This window comes from Gordonia sp. UBA7860, assembly GCF_002500165.1.
In the GTDB taxonomy this organism is placed as follows: Bacteria; Actinomycetota; Actinomycetes; order Mycobacteriales; family Mycobacteriaceae; genus Gordonia; species Gordonia sputi.
Map to the genome: position 1 here is coordinate 1 of NZ_DLSO01000126.1, position 18,202 is coordinate 18,202.

Sequence of the window (18,202 nt, forward strand, 5' to 3'; positions counted from 1 at the left end):
GCGTTCGTCGACATCGGTCGCGGTCGCAACGGCGTGCTCTATGCAGGCGAGGTCAATTGGGACGCTGCAGGACTCGACGGTGGGTCACGCAAGATCGAACAGGCCCTTAAGCCCGGCGATCCGGTGCTCGTGCAGGTCAGCAAGGACCCGGTCGGGCACAAGGGCGCTCGACTGACCACGCAGATCTCGCTGGCCGGTCGCTACCTGGTCTACGTGCCGGGTGGAACGTCGACCGGTATCAGCCGCAAGCTTCCCGACGTCGAGCGCAAGCGGCTCAAGCAGATCCTCGCCAAGCTGGTCCCCGACGATGCGGGTGTCATCATCCGTACCGCGTCGGAGGGTGTGAGCGCCGACGACCTCGCTGCCGACATCGAGCGACTCGAGAAGCAGTGGAAGTCGATCGATGAGGCGTTCGGCAAGGCCAACAAGGGATCGGTGTCGCCGCGCGCGCTCTACGAGGAGCCCGACCTGCTGGTCCGCGTGGTCCGCGACCTGTTCAACGAGGACTTCAAGAAGCTCGTCGTCGAAGGCGATAAGGCGTGGAACCTCGTCGAGGGTTACGTGAGCTCGGTTGCGCCCGACCTCATGGATCGGGTGGAGCGCTTCGAGCGTCCGCGCGCCGACGCACCGGACTCCTTCGTCGTGCACCGCATCGACGAGCAACTCGCCAAGGCACTCGACCGCAAGGTGTGGCTGCCGTCGGGCGGCACGCTGATCATCGAGCACACCGAGGCGATGACCGTCGTCGACGTCAATACGGGCAAGTTCACCGGCTCCGGGGGCAACCTCGAAGAGACGGTGACCCGCAACAACCTCGAGGCGGCCGAAGAGATCGTGCGGCAGATGCGTCTGCGCGATATCGGCGGCATGATCATCGTCGACTTCATCGACATGGTGCTCGAATCCAACCGCGACCTGGTGCTGCGTCGACTCACGGAGGCGTTGTCGCGCGATCGCACGCGCCATCAGGTGTCCGAGGTGACATCGCTCGGCCTCGTGCAGATGACACGTAAGCGCCTCGGTACCGGCCTGCTCGAAGCTTTCTCGACGACCTGCACGACGTGCGGCGGCCGCGGGATCATCGTGCATTCGAGTCCTGTCGAGGTGACGTCCGACGACGGCGCAAAGTCGGAGAACACCGGCTCGAAGCGCTCGCGACGCAACAAGAAGAAGGCGGAACCGGCCGAGCAGAAGCCCGCTCACAACCCGGCGGAGCACCCGATGTTCCGCGCGATGGCGGCCCACACGCACGACGAGGACGGCGAGGTCATCGACGTCGAGGCAGTCGTTGTCGATGACGAGTCGTCGTCGAATGGCTCGGCAGACGCACAGTCGACGGGTCAGGACGCACAGTCGGCGGGTCAGGACGCCCAGTCGACCGGACAGGACGCACAGACGACCGGACAGGACGCACAGTCGACCGGAGAGAGTGCACAGCCGGCAGGACAGGACGCACAGTCGACCAACGGGGCAGAGGCGCCGAAGCGTCGACGCCGTGCGGTCCGTCGGGCGGCGTCGCCGACCGGAGCGGCCGAGCCGGTGGTTCTCGCAGACGATGCGCCCACGCGTGCCCCGTTGACCACGTTCGGCCCGGTCTCGTCGTCGCCGACCACCGTTGCGGTGCGACGCCGACCACGTAGGCGCACGGCCGGACGTCCCGCTGGACCACCTGTGGAGGACTGACCACCACGTCGGCAGGCCCGGCATGATATGGCGAGTTTGACCCAGCGGCGACCGGTCCCGTAATCTTGATTGGTCGCCTTCCGCGGAGGGTTCGAGCTGTGCCGATCATGCGATGAGCACTGCTGACGAGACCCGCGGACAGGCCCTCTGGTGTGATCCGTGAGCATCCCGGGCAGCAATGCCCGATGCCGTGCGGACCGCACCGGGACGCACACACCCACAACGCTCGTGCGCGACGTACGCGCAGCGAGCCCGATGATGAGTAAGAGGACAGCTTCGATGGCAACGTACGCGATCGTCAAGACCGGCGGTAAGCAGTACAAGGTCGCTGAGGGCGACATTGTGAAGGTCGAGAAGATCGACAGCGAGCCCGGCAGCAGCGTGAGCCTGCCCGTGGCGCTTGTCGTCGATGGCTCGACCCTGACCACCGATGCGGACAAGCTCGCCAAGATCTCGGTCACCGGCGAGGTGGTCGAGCACGTCAAGGGCCCCAAGATCCGTATCCACAAGTTCAAGAACAAGACCGGCTACCACAAGCGCCAGGGTCACCGTCAGAAGCTGACGGTCCTCAAGGTCACCGGTATCAAGTAATTTCCGGGGCCCAGCCCCTGATCCCCAACTGCAACACACTCAGGTAGCCAGGAGGACGAGAAAATGGCACACAAGAAGGGCGCGTCCAGTTCGCGCAACGGTCGCGATTCCAACGCGCAGCGCCTCGGCGTGAAGCGCTTCGGTGGCCAGCAGGTCAGCGCAGGCGAGATTCTGATCCGCCAGCGCGGCACCAAGTTCCACCCGGGCGTCAACGTCGGTCGCGGTGGCGACGACACCCTGTTCGCTCTCGAGTCGGGCGCGGTGCAGTTCGGCACCAAGCGTGGCCGCAAGACCGTGAACATCGTTCCGGAGACCGCACAGGCCTGACCTAGCGGTTTTCGAGCACAGCTCTCAACGACAGGGCGGGCCAGGGGCATATGCACCCGGCCCGCCCTGTTGTATTTCTACAACGAGGTTGTATTTCCACAACGAGAAGATCAGGTTCGATGGTCCGACAGCGCGATCCGCGCTCACGGCCTACGAACGAGAAAGGACGTCATGTCGCGGTTCGTCGACCGGGTGACGATTCACGTCGCTGCGGGCAATGGTGGCCACGGCTGTTCGTCGGTGCATCGGGAGAAGTTCAAGCCGCTCGGCGGACCCGACGGTGGTAACGGTGGCAACGGTGGGTCCGTGACGCTCGTCGTCGACCCTCAGGTGCACACACTGCTCGATTTTCACTTCCGGCCGCATGCCAAGGCGGGTAACGGGACGCCCGGCATGGGCGATCACCGCAGCGGCGCCAATGGCGACGATCTGGTCCTCCACGTGCCGGACGGCACCGTCGTGCTCGACGAGAACGGAACGATCCTTGCCGACCTGGTCGGGGAGGGTACGACGTTCGACGCCGCCTCGGGCGGACGTGGCGGACTCGGCAACGCGGCGCTGGCGTCCAAGGCGCGCAAGGCGCCGGGCTTCGCGCTCCTCGGTGAGGAGGGGCAGCACCGCGATCTCGTTCTCGAACTGAAGTCCGTCGCCGACGTCGGACTCGTTGGCTTCCCGTCGGCGGGCAAGTCGTCGCTGGTGTCGGTGCTCTCTGCGGCCAAGCCGAAGATCGCCGACTATCCGTTCACCACACTGCAGCCCAACCTCGGCGTCGTGCAGACCGCCGGTGGTGTGTTCACCATCGCCGACGTGCCGGGCCTCATTCCGGGCGCATCGAGTGGCCGAGGACTCGGGCTGGAATTCCTGCGGCACCTGGAGCGGTGTGCGGTTCTCGCCCACGTCGTCGACCTCGCCACGCTGGAACCGGGTCGTGATCCGATCTCCGATATCGACGCGCTCGAAGCCGAACTCGCCGCGTACGAACCCGCTCTGCACACCGATCACGGTCTCGGCGACCTCGCCGAGCGCCCGCGCGTGGTGATCCTGAACAAGACGGACGTGCCCGAGGCCAACGAACTGGCCGATCTCGTCGAACCCGAACTCGCAGAACGTGGTTGGCCCGTATACCGGATCTCCGCCGTCGCACATCAGGGGCTCAAGGAACTGACAGACGCGCTCGCCAGAATGGTAGACGAGTACCGCGAGGCACATCCGAAGCCCGTCGCTCGTCGTCCAGTGATCCGTCCGAAGGCCATCGACGACAGTGGTTTCACGGTCGTTGCCGATCCCGCCACGCCTGGCGGCTTCATCGTGCGCGGTACGCGGCCTGAGCGCTGGATCGCGCAAACGCAGTTCGACAACGACGAGGCCGTCGGCTATCTCGCCGACCGTCTCAACCGTCTCGGCGTCGAGGACGAGTTGGTCCGCCTCGGTGCGGAGCCGGGCGCGCCGGTGACCATCGGCGACGTCAGCTTCGACTGGGAGCCGACGACCCCGATGGGCGACGATGTGCCGATCACCGGGCGCGGCACCGACATTCGGCTTGATCGGTCGGAGCGTGTGGGTGCCGCCGAGCGTAAGGAAGCGCGACGTCTGCGTCGTGGACTGCAGGACGAGACCGACGGTGAGTGACGTTCGCGAATCGATCGCTGCAGCTCGCAGCATCGTCGTAAAGATCGGGTCGTCGGCGATCACCGACCTCGACAGCGGACTCGACCGTGACCGGCTCGATCGGCTCACCGATGCACTCGAAGCGCGCATGCGAGCGGGCTCGGACGTCATCGTGGTGTCGTCGGGTGCCATCGGCGCGGGTATCGCGCCGCTCGGCCTGAAGAAGCGACCGACAGATCTTGCCACCAAACAGGCTGCCGCGAGCGTCGGGCAGTTGGCTCTCGCGCACGCCTGGGGCACGTCCTTTCACCGGTACGGGCGCACGGTCGGGCAGGTACTGCTGACCGCGGACGACATCTCCAACCGCGCGCACCATGCCAATGCACAGCGCACGCTCAACCGACTCGTGGCATTGCACGCCGTCCCGGTGGTCAACGAGAACGACACGGTGGCCACCAACGAGATTCGCTTCGGTGACAACGACCGTCTCGCCGCGTTGGTCGCGCATCTCGCGGGCGCCGACGCTCTGATGCTGCTCTCCGACGTCGACGGCCTCTACGACGGTGATCCGCGCAAGGTGGGCCCCGACGGTCAGCGCGCACGTTTCATCGACGAGGTCAACGGGCCCGAAGATCTCGACGGCGTGATCGCGGGCTCGGGCGGCACGCTGGGCACCGGCGGCATGGCGTCGAAGCTCGCCGCAGCGCGACTGTCGGCCGACGCGGGCGTTCCGGTCCTGCTGGCCGCCGCCGCAGACGCCGATCGCGCGCTCGGCGACGGATCGGTCGGCACGGTGTTCGCAGCGAGGCCGGAACGCTTGTCCGCCAGGCGTTTCTGGGTCAGGCATGCCGCCGACGCGCGGGGACAGATCGTGCTCGACGACGGCGCCGTCGCGGCTGTCGCACGCAGGCGGCGCTCGCTGCTCGGTGCGGGGGTCGTCGGGGTGCGTGGGCGTTTCTACGACGGTGACGTCGTCGAGTTGGTCGACAACGACGGCACCGTGCGCGCGCGAGGCGTCAGTAGCTACGACTCCGACGACGTCGCCCGCATGGTCGGGCGGTCGACGTCGGAACTACCGAACGAGTTGCACCGCCCCGTGATTCACGCCGACGACCTGGTCGCCGTCTAGTCTGCTCCGCACAGAAAACCACGCGCCGTGGCGTGTCGATATGTACCGGTACAGGTTGGCGGTCTGAAAGCTGTAACGATCTGCGCCGCGGGACCGCTCAGGCGGCAGCGTGTGGGGTCAGCGCGGCGAGCACACTGCCGCAATAGTGGTCGATCTTGAGATCGGCGATGTCGTCGGCGCGCGTGATGCCCCGGTTGATCACTACGAGAGGTTTGCCGGTGCGGTGCGCGTGCCGGGCGAACCGCAAGCCTGACATGACGGTGAGCGACGAGCCGACGACGATCATCGCGTCGGCGTCGTCGACTGCCGAGAATGCCTGCTGCACGGTGGTCTTCGACGCATTCTCGCCGAAGTAGACGATGTCGGGTTTGAGGGTTCCGCCGCACATCGAGCAGTCGGCGACGACGAAGTCACTTGTGTCGTCGAGTGTCACGTCTGCGTCCGGCGCCACCTCGATCGCGCCGCGGCCGGCCACGCGTTCGGCGAATCCCGGATTGAGGGCTTCCAGGGTCTGCGCGAGGCCTCGTCGAGAGATGGTGTCGCCGCAGTCGAGGCACCGCACACGTCCATAGCAGCCGTGCAGTTCGATCACCCCGCGTGTAGCGGCCTTGGTGTGCAGCATGTCGACGTTCTGCGTGATGACCGTCGTCAGTGCGCCGCGACGCTGCAGTTGGGTGAGCGTGTGGTGCGACGCGTTGGGCCGCGCAGCGTCCATGTGGCGCCAGCCGAGGTGATTGCGTGCCCAGTAGTGGCGGCGGAAGTCGGGTGACGACAGGAACATCTCCAGCGTCATCGGCGTCCGAACCGGCGCGCCTGGGCTGCGGTAATCGGGGATGCCCGAGTCGGTGGAGATTCCTGCGCCGGTGAGCGCAACGACGCGTCGGCCGTCGAGGAGGTTGTGCATCTGCTCGATGCGGGCATCAAGATCGTCGTCGAGTGGGGTCGGTTCGGCCGGCGTCCAGCCGATCTGTAACCGCGTGCGCATACATCCAGGTTAGCGCCGCGTCGCAGCCCTCAGGCGCGGCCGAGGCTTCAGACGGCGCAGATGGGGTGGAACAGACGCCTGCGGGCCCCGGACTCCCGAGGGGAGTGCGGGGCCCGCAGGCGGATTAGTGCTCGCGCGGTCAGGCGTTCGCGTGCTTGCCGTTCGGTTGCTCCGGGACGGTGACGAGCGGGTAGATGCCGTTCTCGTCATGTACCTCGGTGCCGACGACCGGCGGGTTGAACACACAGAGCATGCGCATCTGCGTCTCAGCCGTCACCGTGTGGCGCTCGTGTCCGTTGAGCAGGTACATCGATCCAGCGGCCAGGGGATAGGTCTGCCCGGTCTCGCGATCGAGGAGAGTTCCCTCGCCCTCCACCAGCCACACCGCTTCGATGTGGTTGGCGTAGTGGAACTCGTTGACGCTGCCGGCCTTGATGGTGGTCTCGTGGAACGAGAATCCGACGCCGTCGCCGCCAAGGACGATGCGCTTGGAGACCCAGTTGCCCTTGGGGTCGGCGACCTCGCGCTCGGTGCCGGTGATTTCATTGGTGGTACGGACGATCATGCGATCACCTCCTCCACGGAATCGACGAGAATGCCGAGCCCGCGGTCAAGTTCTTCAGTGGAAATATTCAGTGGCGGAAGAAGTTTCACAACCTCATCCGACGGTCCCGACGTCTCGGCGAGCAGTCCGGACCCGAAGGCCCGCGCACATGCCTTGGCCGCGAGCGTCGGCTCGTCGAAGACGAGGCCGCGCACCATCCCGCGTCCTCGCGTCGACAAGCCTTCGTGGCGTTCCGACAGCGCCGAGAAGACTTCGTCGATCTGGCGTCCCTTGCGGTGAACGTCGCGGGTGAGCTGGTCGTCGGACCAGAACTCGTTGATGGCCTTGGTGGCCGTGATGAATGCGGGGTTGTTGCCGCGGAATGTGCCGTTGTGCTCGCCGGGTGCCCAGACGTCGAGGTCTCGACGAATCAACACGAGTGCCATCGGCAGTCCGTAACCGCTGATCGACTTCGACATGGTGACGATGTCGGGCTCGATGCCCGCCTCCTCGAAGGAGAAGAACTCGCCCGTGCGACCGCAGCCCATCTGGACGTCGTCGACGATCAGCAGGATGTCGCGACGCTTGCACAGGTCGGCAAGCCCACGCAGCCACTCGGCACGTGCGACGTTGACGCCGCCCTCGCCCTGCACCGTCTCGACGATGACCGCGGCCGGGGTGTTGAGGCCGCTGCCGGAGTCCTCGAGCACGCGCTCGAACCAGCTGAAGTCCTCGACGGTGCCGTCAAGGTAATTGTCGAAGGGCATCGGCGTGGCGTGCACGAGTGGGATGCCCGCGCCCGCGCGCTTCATGGAGTTGCCGGTCACCGAGAGCGATCCCAGCGTCATGCCGTGAAAAGCATTGGTGAAGCTCACGATCGACTCGCGGCCGGTCACCTTGCGAGCCAGCTTCAGCGCCGACTCGACGGCGTTGGTGCCTGTCGGTCCGGGAAACTGGACCTTGTAGTCGAGGTCACGGGGCGCCAGGATCTTGTCGTGGAACGTCTCCAGAAACTGCCCTTTGGCGACGGTCGCCATGTCGAGCCCGTGGGTGATGCCGTCCGCCGAGATGTACTCGAGGAGAGCCTCTTTCAGGACCGGATGGTTGTGCCCGTAATTCAGGGCGCCTGCGCCCGCGAAGAAGTCGAGATATTCGCGGCCCTCGGTGTCGGTGATCCACGAGCCACGCGCGCGACCGAACACGGTCGGCCAGTTGCGGCAGTAGCTGCGGACTTCGGACTCGTTCTGGGTGAAGACCGAGTCGTCGATGGTGGTGTCGAGAAGTTGCATCGTGCATCCTCCAATGTGGGAAATATCTGGGCCACAGTCCACTTCGGAGCGGAGCTCTCGAGAAGTGCTGTGGGGACGCGCATATACGCGTTTACTAAAGCGGCGCGCCACTGTTCGACGCGTGCGGATTGTGTTCGGGCGCAACGGCTCTCCGTCGCGGATCGTCTCGCCGAAGACTGTTCGTCAGTAAGACCGCGTTAGCCGCTACCAGCGAGAACGTACCGGTGGGAAACACGTCCGCCGGTGAGAAAACCCGCGCCAGAAGTACTAGGGCTCGCCGACCTTCGGTTCGAGCATGTAGAGATCCTCCGGCTGGTGTGCATCTGGGAAATCGTCGACGGCGAACAGGTCGCGTCGAACGAAGTCCAGGCCGCGATCTCGTGCGACCGACGCGAAAAGACGTTGGGACGCAACGTTGTCGGGGCTGATGGTGGTGTGCATGGCCACCACCGAACTGCGCCGGACGCGATCGAACAACTGGTGCAGCATCTTTGCTGCGATTCCGTGTCCGCGGAAGTCATCGTCGACGGCGACCTGCCAGACCATGAGGGTCGACGGGTCAGCGGGGCGTCGATAACCGGTGACGAAACCGACTGCACGACCATCGACTTCGGCGACAATCGAGGTGTCGGCGAAGTCGTGACACCACAGCACATAGGCATAACTCGAGTTGACGTCGAGAACCTGTGAATCCGAGGCGATTTCCCAGAGTCTGGTTCCGTCGGACACCGTCGGCGTCCGGTAGTCGATCGTCAGGACAGTTGATGGGGCCGTTCTCGTTGTGGAGGGGCTCATAACGTTCCTGACGTTAACAATGTGTGTCGGCGAAGTCATGCTGCTGCCGGAATCGGACACCGAAACCCCGCCGTCGGCACTGTTCAACGCCGGTTGTGATAGGGGTCACGTTTGTGCGATTTGTCGGTGTCGGACGGCTGAGACCCGGCGTTCTCATCGGGTAAGTATGGCGAGCAGAATACGAACGATGACGAGGATCATCGCAGGCGCTCTCGGTGGGCGACGGCTGACCGTGCCCGACGACGGCACCCGCCCGACCTCCGACAGGGTGCGCGAGGCTCTGTTCAGTGCGCTCGCCGCGCGCATCGACTTCGACGACTCGCGAGTCCTCGACCTCTATGCGGGCTCGGGGGCGCTCGCGATCGAAGCCCTCTCGCGCGGTGCGGCGTCGGCTGTATTGGTGGACAGCCGAAAGCGGGCCACCTCGGTCATCAGCGCGAATGTGCGGTCGCTCGATCTGTCCGGTCGCTCGAAGGTGGTGACGTCCTCGGTCGGGTCGTACCTCGCGACAGCGAGAGCAGGCCGGCCGTTCGACCTGGTTTTCTCCGACCCTCCGTACGCGCTGGACACCGCGGACGTCGAGGCCGATCTCGAGCGCTTGAGCTCCGACGGGTGGCTCGCGGACGACGCGCTCGTCGTCGTCGAACGAGACGCGCGGTCGTCGGCGCCGAGATGGCCCGAGGAGTTCGATCTCATCGTGGAGAAGGTCTACGGGGAGACCCGCGTGGAGATCGGTAGGTTTACGCCATGAGCAGCGCAGTGATTCCAGGTTCCTTCGATCCGTTCACCAGGGGACATCGGTACATCGTCGAACGTGCGGCGTCGGCCTTCGACGAGATCGTGGTTCTCGTCGTGGTCAATCCCAACAAACATGGCCTGTTCAGCATCGACGAACGCATCGCGTTGATCGAGGAGGACTGTGCCGATCTGCCCAACGTCCGCGTCGACCGATGGACCGGTCTGCTCGTCGACTATCTGGCCGAGAAGAACATCGGAGTCCTGGTGAAGGGGCTGCGCTCTGGCGTCGACTTCGACTACGAACTCCCGATGGCGCAGATGAATCGCGAGCTCGCAGATGTCGAGACGGTCTTCATGCTCACCGATCCGCGCTTCGCTCATGTCTCGAGTTCGCTGGTCAAAGAGGTGGCGAAGCTCGGTGGCGACGCGTCGCCGTACCTCGCACCGCACATCCACCGACGTCTCGAGGCGGTCCTTGCGGGGGAGCGGACAGTCTGACGTTCACTGCTGACCCGTAGTCACAATCGCCACAGGCGACACGCCCATATCATCCGGCTCCGTAATCCCAGCGATCACATTCGGCACAATAGTCACATCAGTCTCAGGCGGACCCGCGTCACGACGACACAGGTCTCACTGACAAGTAATGGCATGAGCCGGATTGGGGTAGCTGTGTACCGGGTATTTGAAGCTCTCGACGAACTCGTGGCCATCGTCGAAGAGGCACGAAGTGTTCCCATGACGGCCGGCTGTGTCGTGCCGCGGGGCGACGTCCTCGAACTGCTCGACGACATCAAGGATTCGATTCCGGGCGAGCTCGACGACGCTCAGGACGTTCTCGACCAGCGCGAGAACATGCTCGGCGACGCCGCCGATCACGCCGACAAGGTCGTGACCACTGCGGAGTCGGAGTCCGACGCCATGCTCGCGCACGCCCGCGCCGAGGCCGACCGCCTTCTTGCCGACGCCAAGGCGCAGGCCGACCGGATGGTCGACGAGGCCAGCGCGCACGGCAAGAACCTGGTCGACGAGGCCAGCGCGGAAGCCCACCGGCTGTCGACGAGCGCGGCACGCGAGTTCGACGCCGTTACCGGGCGTGCGCGTGCCGAGGCACAGCGGACCATCGACTCGGCCAACAACACCTACGACAAGTCCGTCGCCGACGGCATCGCCGAGCAGCAGCGCCTGGTCTCGGAGACCGAGGTCGTCGCGGCTGCGAAGTCGGAGGCGGAGCGGATCATCGATGCCGCGCACGCCGAGGCCGATCGACTCCGCGGCGACTGCGATGTGTACGTCGACGAGAAGCTCGCCGAGTTCGAGGAGATCCTCACCGGAACCCTGCGCTCGGTCAACCGTGGACGCCACCAGTTGCGTACCGGCGCGGGCATGCACGACTACGTCGAATACCCGCGCAGCGTCGACGATGCAGGTGCTCGTCGGACGAGTGCTGAACAGGCACGACCCGGTTCGGCAGACCTGCACGACCACAGCTCGCCGCTCGCGGTCTGAGCGGCGCGTCGGGTCGTTCGATGAATGACCTGGTCGGGCGTATGGTGCACATGTGGCCGAGAATGCAGTGACTCAAGGTGCGCAGGCGCAGCGCGATCCCTTCGTCCTCGACATCCGATCGTTGGGCAGGCGTCCGGGGACGATGGAAGAGATCCATCGCACGGTCGTCGCTCCCCATCGGATCGGCGTGGAGATGATCGCGATACCCGCGGATTCCGACGTCGACCTCGACTTACGGCTGGAGTCTGTGTCTGAGGGCGTCCTGGTCACGGGCACCGTCTCCGGCGAGACCGAGGGCCAATGTGTGCGTTGTCTCGAACCCGTCGACGGCACGGTGACGGTGTTCCTGACCGAGCTGTACGCCTACCCCGACAGTGAGACAGAGCAGACGACCGACTCCGAGGACATCCACCGGATCGTCGACGACAGGATCGACCTCGAGCAGGCCGTCATCGACGCCGTCGCGCTCGAACTCCCGATGTCACCGCTGTGCAGTGAGGACTGCGCGGGCTTGTGCGCTGAGTGCGGTGTCCGGCTTGCCGTCGCGGAACCCGGCCACTCCCACGAGATCATCGATCCCCGCTGGGCCAAGCTCGCCGACAAATTCGGTTCGCTGGAGCAGAAGGGGTCGCAGGACTCCGACAGCGGCGAACGGGGCTCGGCGTGACCGGTGTCGACGACGCGGCGTCGCCTGCACCCCAACCAGACAACCGTGACGCTGTCGCCTCTCTGGGAGCTGACTCCGGGGGTGTCGCGTCGTTGCTGGAAGCGCTCGGGACACCGATTGCGGATGAACTGCTCACACTCGCACTGACGCACCGCTCGTATGCCTACGAGAACGGTGGTCTGCCCACGAATGAGCGGCTGGAATTCCTTGGCGATTCGGTCCTCGGCGTGGTGATCACCGAGCGGCTCTACCTGCGATACCCCGAACGTCCCGAAGGAGAGCTGGCCAAGATCAGGGCGAGCGTTGTCAACATGCACGCACTGGCCGACGTCGCACGTGGTCTCGGCGAGGGCGGCCTCGGTCGTCACCTCTTCCTCGGGCGCGGCGAAGAGATGACCGGCGGCCGCGACAAGGATTCCATTCTGGCCGACGGCCTCGAATCACTTTTCGGCGCAATGTATCTCGACCACGGCCTGGAGACCTCGCAGCGCATCATCCTCGACCTCTTCGACGAGATCCTCGACCGCGCAGGACAACTCGGCGCGGGACTCGACTGGAAGACCTCGCTGCAGGAGCTGGCCGCCGAGCGTGGCTACGGCCCCCCGCAGTATCAGATCAGCTCGACCGGCCCCGATCACAGCAAGGAGTTCACTGCGCGTGCGGTGATCGCAGGTGAAGAACTCGGTGAAGGTGTGGGACGCACCAAGAAGGAAGCCGAGCAGAAGGCTGCATCCCTGGCATGGCAGGCGCTCACCGAGCGTGACGCCGTGAGCGATGCCTGAACTTCCCGAAGTCGAGACCGTCCGTGCCGGTCTCGAGAAGCATGTCGTCGGGCGCACGATCACCGACGTCGAGGTCCTACACCCGCGGGCCGTCCGCAGACACGTCGGCGATGCGCCCGATCTGGTCGGAAGGCTCAGGGGCGCAACGATTCTCGCTGCTCGCCGACGCGGAAAGTATCTGTGGCTCGACGTCGCGGCGCCCGACGGCGTCGACCGGTTCGCGCTCGTCGTCCACCTCGGCATGAGCGGGCAGATGTTGGTCGCCCGTGTCGGCGCACCCGACCACACGCATCTGCGGGTGCGCGCGGCACTCGATGACGGCAATGAGCTGCGGTTCGTCGACCAGCGAACCTTCGGCGGCTGGCATCTCGACGACTACGTCGACGCAGGCGATGAACTGCCCGGCGACTCCGGAGCGCTGCCCCGCTCGATCGCCCACATCGCCCCCGATCCGTTCGATCCCGCATTCGACCGTGACGACGTGGTGCGTCGGATGCGCGGCAAGCACACCGAGGTCAAACGGGCACTCCTCGACCAGTCGCTGATCTCCGGTGTCGGCAACATCTACGCCGACGAGGCGCTCTGGCGAGCGCGACTGAACGGCGCGCGCGTCACCGACGGCATCTCACGACGCAAGCTCGCCGAATTGCTCGACGCCGCGACCGCGGTGATGAGCGACGCGTTGGCGGTGGGCGGCACGTCGTTCGACGCGCTGTACGTGAACGTCAACGGGCAGTCCGGCTACTTCGAGCGTTCGCTGAACGCCTACGGCCGGGCCGGCCAGCCCTGCCGCCGATGCGGGACGCTGATGCGGCGTGAGGAGTTCATGAACCGGGGTTCGTTCTTCTGTCCGAAGTGCCAGCCCAGGCCTCGGCAGTAGCGGTTCATTGCTCGCAGCATGAGAGATGTCGCGGCATAAGACGGCATCGGAAGCAGTTCTACTATTGCCAGCGGCGCCTCGGGTGCGCCGAGAGTCGATTGCGAAGGGAGTCATCGCGCAGATGACCAGCGAGAATTCGTCCGCGACCACATCGGCGCCGCAGGAGTCGGATGCCGGCTCGGCGCACACCGAGTTGTGGGTGCAGCGGACCGGAACACGCCGCTACACCGGCAAGAGCTCGCGGGGTGCCGAAGTCCTGATCGGCTCGCAAGACGTGGACGGTGTGTTCACGCCCGGCGAATTGCTGAAGATCGCGCTTGCCGCATGCACCGGGATGTCGTCGGACCGCCCGCTGGCACGTCGCCTCGGCGACGACTACGACGCGACGATCCGCGTCTCGGGCGACGCCGACCGCGAGAACGAGGTGTACCCGCGCCTACGCGAGGTGCTCGACGTCGACCTGTCCGAACTCGATCCCGCCGCTGCAGAGCGCCTGCTTGTGGTCGTCGAGCGCGCGATCGACTCGGTGTGCACGGTGGGTCGCACGCTCAAGGCGGGCACCGAGGTCGAACTCGTCATCGAGAGCGACTGACTCCCCGATGAATGGCTCCGACCAGGTCGTTCGGATGACCGCACACGTTCACGGACAGGTCCAGGGCGTCGGATTCCGCTGGTGGACGCGCTCGCGCGCCCTGGAGCTCGGTCTGGTCGGTTCTGCGACGAATCTCGCCGATGGGCGGGTGCTCGTCGTCGCGGAGGGTGCCGAGCCGCAGGTGCACACGCTGCTCGACCTGCTCCGTTCGGGCGATACTCCCGGTCGGGTCGACCTCGTCGTCGAACGTTTCGATGCGCCACGGGGTGACCTGCAAGGATTCGTCGAACGCTGATCCGCCGCTCAACCGCCTGCCCGGTTGCGCCTGCCTGCATCGGGTGATGGGTAGGCTTAACGGTCGTGCACCTGAAAAGCCTGACCCTGAAGGGCTTCAAGTCCTTCGCGTCGGCCACGACTCTGCGATTCGAGCCCGGCATCACCTGCGTGGTGGGCCCCAACGGCTCGGGTAAGTCGAACGTGGTCGACGCACTGACGTGGGTGATGGGCGAGCAGGGTGCGAAAGCGCTGCGTGGCGGCAAGATGGAAGACGTCATCTTCGCCGGGACGTCGGGTCGGCCGCCTCTCGGTCGGGCCGAGGTGACGCTGACGATCGACAACTCCGACGGCGCTCTGCCGATCGAATACTCCGAGGTCTCCATCACGCGACGGATGTTCCGCGACGGTGCGGGCGAGTACGAGATCAACGGGAGTTCGTGCCGGTTGATGGACGTGCAGGAGTTGCTGTCCGACTCGGGTATCGGGCGCGAGATGCACGTCATCGTCGGGCAGGGGCGCCTCGCGGCGATTCTGGAATCGCGGCCGGAGGACCGTCGTGCGTTCATCGAAGAGGCGGCAGGAGTCCTCAAGCACCGCAAGCGCAAAGAGAAGGCCGTCCGCAAGCTCGACTCGATGCAGGCCAATCTCGCGCGTCTGAGCGACCTGACCGCCGAACTGCGACGCCAGCTCAAACCGCTCGGACGGCAGGCTGAGGTCGCCCGCCGAGCGCAGACGGTGCAGGCCGACCTCCGCGACGCACGACTGCGGTTGGCGGCAGACGATCTGGTGACCCGACGCACGGAGATGGCCGAGCACACGGCAGTCGAAGAAGAGATTCGACGACGCTCCGACGAGGTCACCGCAGAGCTCGACGCCGTCAATGCCGAGGTCGCCGAGCACTCTGACCATCTCGCCCAGGTCACTCCCGCTGCCGCGGCGGCAGGCCAGGCGTGGTTCCGGTTGTCGGCGCTCGCCGAGCGTGTCGACGCGACCAATCGGGTCGCAACCGAACGCAGCCGCTACCTCGCGGAGCCCACGGTCAGCTCCGGCGGTCCCGATCCAGAACAACTCGAACGCCAGGCGCAGGAGGCCGCACTCACCGAGGCCGAAATGGCCGAGGCGGTCTCGCTCGCGGCCGAGTCGCTGGAGGTGTCCAAGCTCGAACTCGAGGAGTACGAGCGTGTCGCCGCGGAGGCGGAGCAGGCTCACATGGCCGCGGTGCGTGCGGTGGCCGATCGCCGTGAGGGGCTGGCGCGACTCGAGGGACAGGTCGAGAGTCTGCAGACCAAGGCCGACGGCGTCGACGCCGAGGCGTCGCGCCTCACCGCTGCGATCGCAGCCGCCGTCGAACGCGCCGAAACTGCTGCGCAGCAACAGGATTCGGCAGCCGAATCACTGAGCCAGATGGAGGCCTCGGAGCGGGGCCTCGACGAACACCACGAGCGGTGCGTCGCGGCGCTGAATCTGTCGAACGAGCGGGTTGCGTCGCTGCAGGCCGCCGAACGTGAGGCGGAGCAGCGGATCGCGTCACTGAGCGCCCGTATCGAGGCGCTCTCGGTGGGCCTCGAACGCAACGACGGCGGTGCGTGGCTGCTCGAGAATGCGCCGGAGGGATTGGCGGGCTCCGTTTCCGATCTGCTGGCTGTCGACTCGGGTTTCGAGGCGGCCATCGCCGCAGCGATGGGGCCGGCCGCCGACGCGATTGCGACCGTCGACGCGCTGGCTGCCGTCCGCGCGCTGCAGGCGTTGAAGACCGGAGACGGAGGCCGGGCGTCGTTGCTCCTCGGCGGACTCGACGACGCCGCACCGCGTCGCGAGGTCACGTTGCCCGACGGCGCCGTCTGGGCGAGCTCGGTGGTCACCGCGCCGTCACAGATCAAGGGTGCCGTCGAGCATCTGCTCGCCGATGTCGTCGTGGTCGACGACGCCGAGCAAGGCGTCGACCTCGCGGTACGGCACGGCCTTCGATGCGTCACGCGGGAGGGCGACCGCATCGGCCCCGCGTCGGTGGAGGGCGGATCGTCGCGTCGCCCGTCGACGTTGGAGGTCACCTCGGCGATCGACACCGCAACCGCAGATCTCGCTGCGGCGCATCGGACCACCGAGGAGACGCAGGCGGCCCTCGAAGGTGCACTGACCGAACAGCGCGCCCGCCGCGAGGCCGCCGAAGAGGCGTTGGCCGCGCTCCACGAGTCGGATGCGGCCGTCGGCGGAGCCTACGAGCAACTCGCCCGACTGGGTCAGGAAGTCCGCGCGGCACAGTCGGAGGCCGACCGGCTCACGCGGCAGCGCGACCGCGCAGAAGACGGTCGCGGCGACATGCTCGCCACCCTCGCCGAGCTGCAGGAACGCCTGCGCCTGGCGCGTGACGAGTCGACATCTGAACCCGACGAGGTCGGGGGAGATGGGGGCGAACGCTCGGCGGCTGCCGCTGCCGCTGCCGTCGCTGGTGCGCGTTCGAGTGAGATGGAAGCGCGTCTGGCACTGCGTACCGCAGAGGAGCGCCTCGCATCTGTGCGTGGCCGCGCCGATTCGCTTCGTCGTGCAGCCCAACGTGAACGCGATGCCCGTGAGCGTGCCCGACGCCAGGACGAGGCTCGTCGGGTTGCGGCGCAGGTGGCGGCCGAGGTCGCCCAGGCTGCCACCGCGGTCTCCGAACGTCTCGTCGGCGCGGTCGCAACAGCACAGGCGGGTCGCGACGAGCTCGAGCAGGTCAAAGGTGCGCGCACCGAAACCCTCGAAGCGCTGAAGAGTCGAGCGGCGGCACTCACCGATCAGCTCAACGCCCTGCGTGATTCCGTGCACCGCGATGAGGTCGCCCGAGCGCAGTCCGCGTTGCGCATCCAGCAGCTCGAGGAGCAGATTCTCGAGAACTTTGCGATGTCGCCCGACGATCTGATCGCCGAGTACGGCCCGGACGTCCCGATGCCGCCGTCGGCGTTGGAGATCTCCGAGTACGAGCAGGCCAAGGAGCGCGGGGAGAGCGTCGTCGCGCCCGCGCCGCTGCCGTACGACCGTGCGACGCAGGAAGCGCGCGCGAAGAAGGCGCAGAAAGACCTCAACACCCTCGGCAAGGTGAATCCCCTCGCGCTGGAGGAGTTCGCCGCCCTCGAAGAGCGCTACAGCTTCTTGTCTGCACAACTCGAGGACGTCAAGGCCGCGCGGAAGGATCTGCTCGACGTGGTCGAGGACGTCGACGCGCGCATCCTGCAGGTGTTCACCGAGGCCTACGCCGACGTCGAACGTGAGTTCTCCCAAGTCTTTTCGACGCTGTTCCCCGGTGGCGAGGGTCGACTCATCCTCACCGAACCCGGAGACATGCTGACCACCGGAGTCGAGGTCGAGGCACGTCCACCGGGTAAGAAGGTCAAGCGGCTGTCGTTGCTCTCGGGTGGCGAGAAGTCGCTGACCGCGGTGGCGATGCTCGTGGCGATCTTCCGCGCGCGACCCTCACCGTTCTACGTGATGGACGAGGTCGAAGCAGCGCTCGACGATACCAACCTGCGCCGCTTGATCACCCTCTTCGAGCAGTTGCGTGAACGGTCGCAGCTCATTGTGATCACCCACCAGAAGCCGACAATGGAGGTCGCGGATGCGCTCTACGGCGTCAGCATGCGTGGTGACGGCATCACGACGGTGATCTCACAGCGTCTGCGCGGCCAGAACGTCGCGGTCACGGCAACCGCGCAGCCGGCAGTGGGTGGAGGCGGCACAGATGGGGGAGACGGCGTCGGCGGGCAGGAGACCGACGTGCCGGATGTGACCACAGCGACGACTAACAGGGCGCCAACATGACAAACAGGGCGC

At 66.2% G+C, this 18,202-nt stretch carries 18 protein-coding genes; 14 read left to right on the top strand and 4 right to left on the bottom strand.

The features are described from left to right. The 5 genes from B3T59_RS15630 to proB all read left to right on the top strand — a co-directional run. Window positions 1–1,683: Rne/Rng family ribonuclease (locus B3T59_RS15630; RefSeq protein WP_287004195.1), on the top strand; the 1,683-nt coding region annotated here is incomplete at its 5' end. Between the two features lie 279 nt (window positions 1,684–1,962). Then, window positions 1,963–2,274, top strand: a complete 312-nt coding sequence (gene rplU / locus B3T59_RS15635; RefSeq protein WP_005176586.1) for a 50S ribosomal protein L21 — start codon at window positions 1,963–1,965, stop codon at window positions 2,272–2,274. Between the two features lie 63 nt (window positions 2,275–2,337). Continuing rightward, window positions 2,338–2,601 carry a 50S ribosomal protein L27 gene (gene rpmA / locus B3T59_RS15640; protein ID WP_005205054.1) on the top strand — a complete coding sequence of 88 codons (264 nt, stop codon included), beginning with the start codon at window positions 2,338–2,340 and terminating at the stop codon, window positions 2,599–2,601. A 171-nt stretch (window positions 2,602–2,772) separates the two neighbouring features. After that, window positions 2,773–4,230 carry a GTPase ObgE gene (gene obgE / locus B3T59_RS15645; protein WP_005205052.1) on the top strand — a complete coding sequence of 486 codons (1,458 nt, stop codon included), beginning with the start codon at window positions 2,773–2,775 and terminating at the stop codon, window positions 4,228–4,230. After that, entirely contained in the window at window positions 4,223–5,338 is a 1,116-nt protein-coding gene (gene proB, locus B3T59_RS15650) for a glutamate 5-kinase (protein WP_005205051.1), read from the top strand. The genes obgE and proB overlap by 8 nt, the downstream gene beginning before the upstream one ends. A 97-nt stretch (window positions 5,339–5,435) precedes the next feature. Here proB and B3T59_RS15655 read toward each other — a convergent pair whose 3' ends face one another. From B3T59_RS15655 to ectA, 4 genes are all read right to left on the bottom strand, one after another. Next, complete coding sequence (locus B3T59_RS15655; RefSeq protein ID WP_005205049.1) at window positions 5,436–6,323, bottom strand: Sir2 family NAD-dependent protein deacetylase; 888 nt, start codon at window positions 6,321–6,323, stop codon at window positions 5,436–5,438. A 139-nt stretch (window positions 6,324–6,462) separates the two neighbouring features. After that, window positions 6,463–6,888 (bottom strand): ectoine synthase, encoded by a 426-nt coding sequence (locus B3T59_RS15660; RefSeq protein ID WP_005205047.1) that lies wholly within the window; start codon window positions 6,886–6,888, stop codon window positions 6,463–6,465. Beyond that, window positions 6,885–8,156, bottom strand: a complete 1,272-nt coding sequence (gene ectB, locus B3T59_RS15665; RefSeq protein WP_005205046.1) for a diaminobutyrate--2-oxoglutarate transaminase — start codon at window positions 8,154–8,156, stop codon at window positions 6,885–6,887. Before ectB ends, B3T59_RS15660 begins: the two co-directional genes overlap by 4 nt. 267 nt (window positions 8,157–8,423) lie before the next feature. Further along, window positions 8,424–8,951 (bottom strand): diaminobutyrate acetyltransferase, encoded by a 528-nt coding sequence (gene ectA, locus B3T59_RS15670; protein ID WP_039855190.1) that lies wholly within the window; start codon window positions 8,949–8,951, stop codon window positions 8,424–8,426. Between the two features lie 187 nt (window positions 8,952–9,138). Between ectA and rsmD the strand changes: the two genes are divergently transcribed. From rsmD to smc, 9 genes are all read left to right on the top strand, one after another. Further along, entirely contained in the window at window positions 9,139–9,702 is a 564-nt protein-coding gene (gene rsmD, locus B3T59_RS15675) for a 16S rRNA (guanine(966)-N(2))-methyltransferase RsmD (protein WP_005205041.1), read from the top strand. After that, window positions 9,699–10,187, top strand: coding sequence for a pantetheine-phosphate adenylyltransferase (gene coaD, locus B3T59_RS15680; protein ID WP_005205039.1), 489 nt, complete (start codon window positions 9,699–9,701; stop codon window positions 10,185–10,187). The genes rsmD and coaD overlap by 4 nt, the downstream gene beginning before the upstream one ends. A gap of 174 nt (window positions 10,188–10,361) precedes the next feature. Beyond that, the gene (locus B3T59_RS15685; protein ID WP_372495407.1) at window positions 10,362–11,198 is read left to right on the top strand and encodes a DivIVA domain-containing protein; all 837 of its coding nucleotides are present in this window, start codon (window positions 10,362–10,364) and stop codon (window positions 11,196–11,198) included. A 52-nt stretch (window positions 11,199–11,250) separates the two neighbouring features. Beyond that, window positions 11,251–11,865: a YceD family protein gene (locus tag B3T59_RS15690; protein WP_005205036.1), complete on the top strand. Its 615-nt coding sequence runs from the start codon at window positions 11,251–11,253 to the stop codon at window positions 11,863–11,865. Between the two features lie 62 nt (window positions 11,866–11,927). Further along, the gene (gene rnc / locus B3T59_RS15695) at window positions 11,928–12,647 is read left to right on the top strand and encodes a ribonuclease III (protein WP_039855218.1); all 720 of its coding nucleotides are present in this window, start codon (window positions 11,928–11,930) and stop codon (window positions 12,645–12,647) included. Next, on the top strand, window positions 12,640–13,527 hold the full coding sequence (gene mutM, locus B3T59_RS15700) for a bifunctional DNA-formamidopyrimidine glycosylase/DNA-(apurinic or apyrimidinic site) lyase (protein ID WP_005205031.1): 888 nt from the start codon (window positions 12,640–12,642) through the stop codon (window positions 13,525–13,527). The genes rnc and mutM overlap by 8 nt, the downstream gene beginning before the upstream one ends. 121 nt (window positions 13,528–13,648) lie before the next feature. Continuing rightward, window positions 13,649–14,119 (top strand): OsmC family protein, encoded by a 471-nt coding sequence (locus tag B3T59_RS15705; protein WP_005205029.1) that lies wholly within the window; start codon window positions 13,649–13,651, stop codon window positions 14,117–14,119. 34 nt (window positions 14,120–14,153) lie between these two features. After that, window positions 14,154–14,414, top strand: coding sequence for an acylphosphatase (locus B3T59_RS15710; RefSeq protein ID WP_005205027.1), 261 nt, complete (start codon window positions 14,154–14,156; stop codon window positions 14,412–14,414). Between the two features lie 65 nt (window positions 14,415–14,479). Continuing rightward, entirely contained in the window at window positions 14,480–18,190 is a 3,711-nt protein-coding gene (gene smc / locus B3T59_RS15715) for a chromosome segregation protein SMC (protein WP_287004200.1), read from the top strand. Window positions 18,191–18,202: the final 12 nt, after the last annotated feature.

Excerpts from the sequence above, each read along its gene's own strand:
- B3T59_RS15710 (WP_005205027.1), top strand. The coding sequence starts at position 14,154 with ATGACCGCACACGTTCACGGACAGGTCCAGGGCGTCGGATTCCGCTGG.
- B3T59_RS15660 (WP_005205047.1), bottom strand. The coding sequence starts at position 6,888 with ATGATCGTCCGTACCACCAATGAAATCACCGGCACCGAGCGCGAGGTC.
- coaD (WP_005205039.1), top strand. The coding sequence starts at position 9,699 with ATGAGCAGCGCAGTGATTCCAGGTTCCTTCGATCCGTTCACCAGGGGA.
- ectA (WP_039855190.1), bottom strand. The coding sequence starts at position 8,951 with ATGAGCCCCTCCACAACGAGAACGGCCCCATCAACTGTCCTGACGATC.
- ectB (WP_005205046.1), bottom strand. The coding sequence starts at position 8,156 with ATGCAACTTCTCGACACCACCATCGACGACTCGGTCTTCACCCAGAAC.
- B3T59_RS15705 (WP_005205029.1), top strand. The coding sequence starts at position 13,649 with ATGACCAGCGAGAATTCGTCCGCGACCACATCGGCGCCGCAGGAGTCG.
- rpmA (WP_005205054.1), top strand. The coding sequence starts at position 2,338 with ATGGCACACAAGAAGGGCGCGTCCAGTTCGCGCAACGGTCGCGATTCC.
- mutM (WP_005205031.1), top strand. The coding sequence starts at position 12,640 with ATGCCTGAACTTCCCGAAGTCGAGACCGTCCGTGCCGGTCTCGAGAAG.
- B3T59_RS15655 (WP_005205049.1), bottom strand. The coding sequence starts at position 6,323 with ATGCGCACGCGGTTACAGATCGGCTGGACGCCGGCCGAACCGACCCCA.
- rsmD (WP_005205041.1), top strand. The coding sequence starts at position 9,139 with ATGACGAGGATCATCGCAGGCGCTCTCGGTGGGCGACGGCTGACCGTG.
- obgE (WP_005205052.1), top strand. The coding sequence starts at position 2,773 with ATGTCGCGGTTCGTCGACCGGGTGACGATTCACGTCGCTGCGGGCAAT.
- rplU (WP_005176586.1), top strand. The coding sequence starts at position 1,963 with ATGGCAACGTACGCGATCGTCAAGACCGGCGGTAAGCAGTACAAGGTC.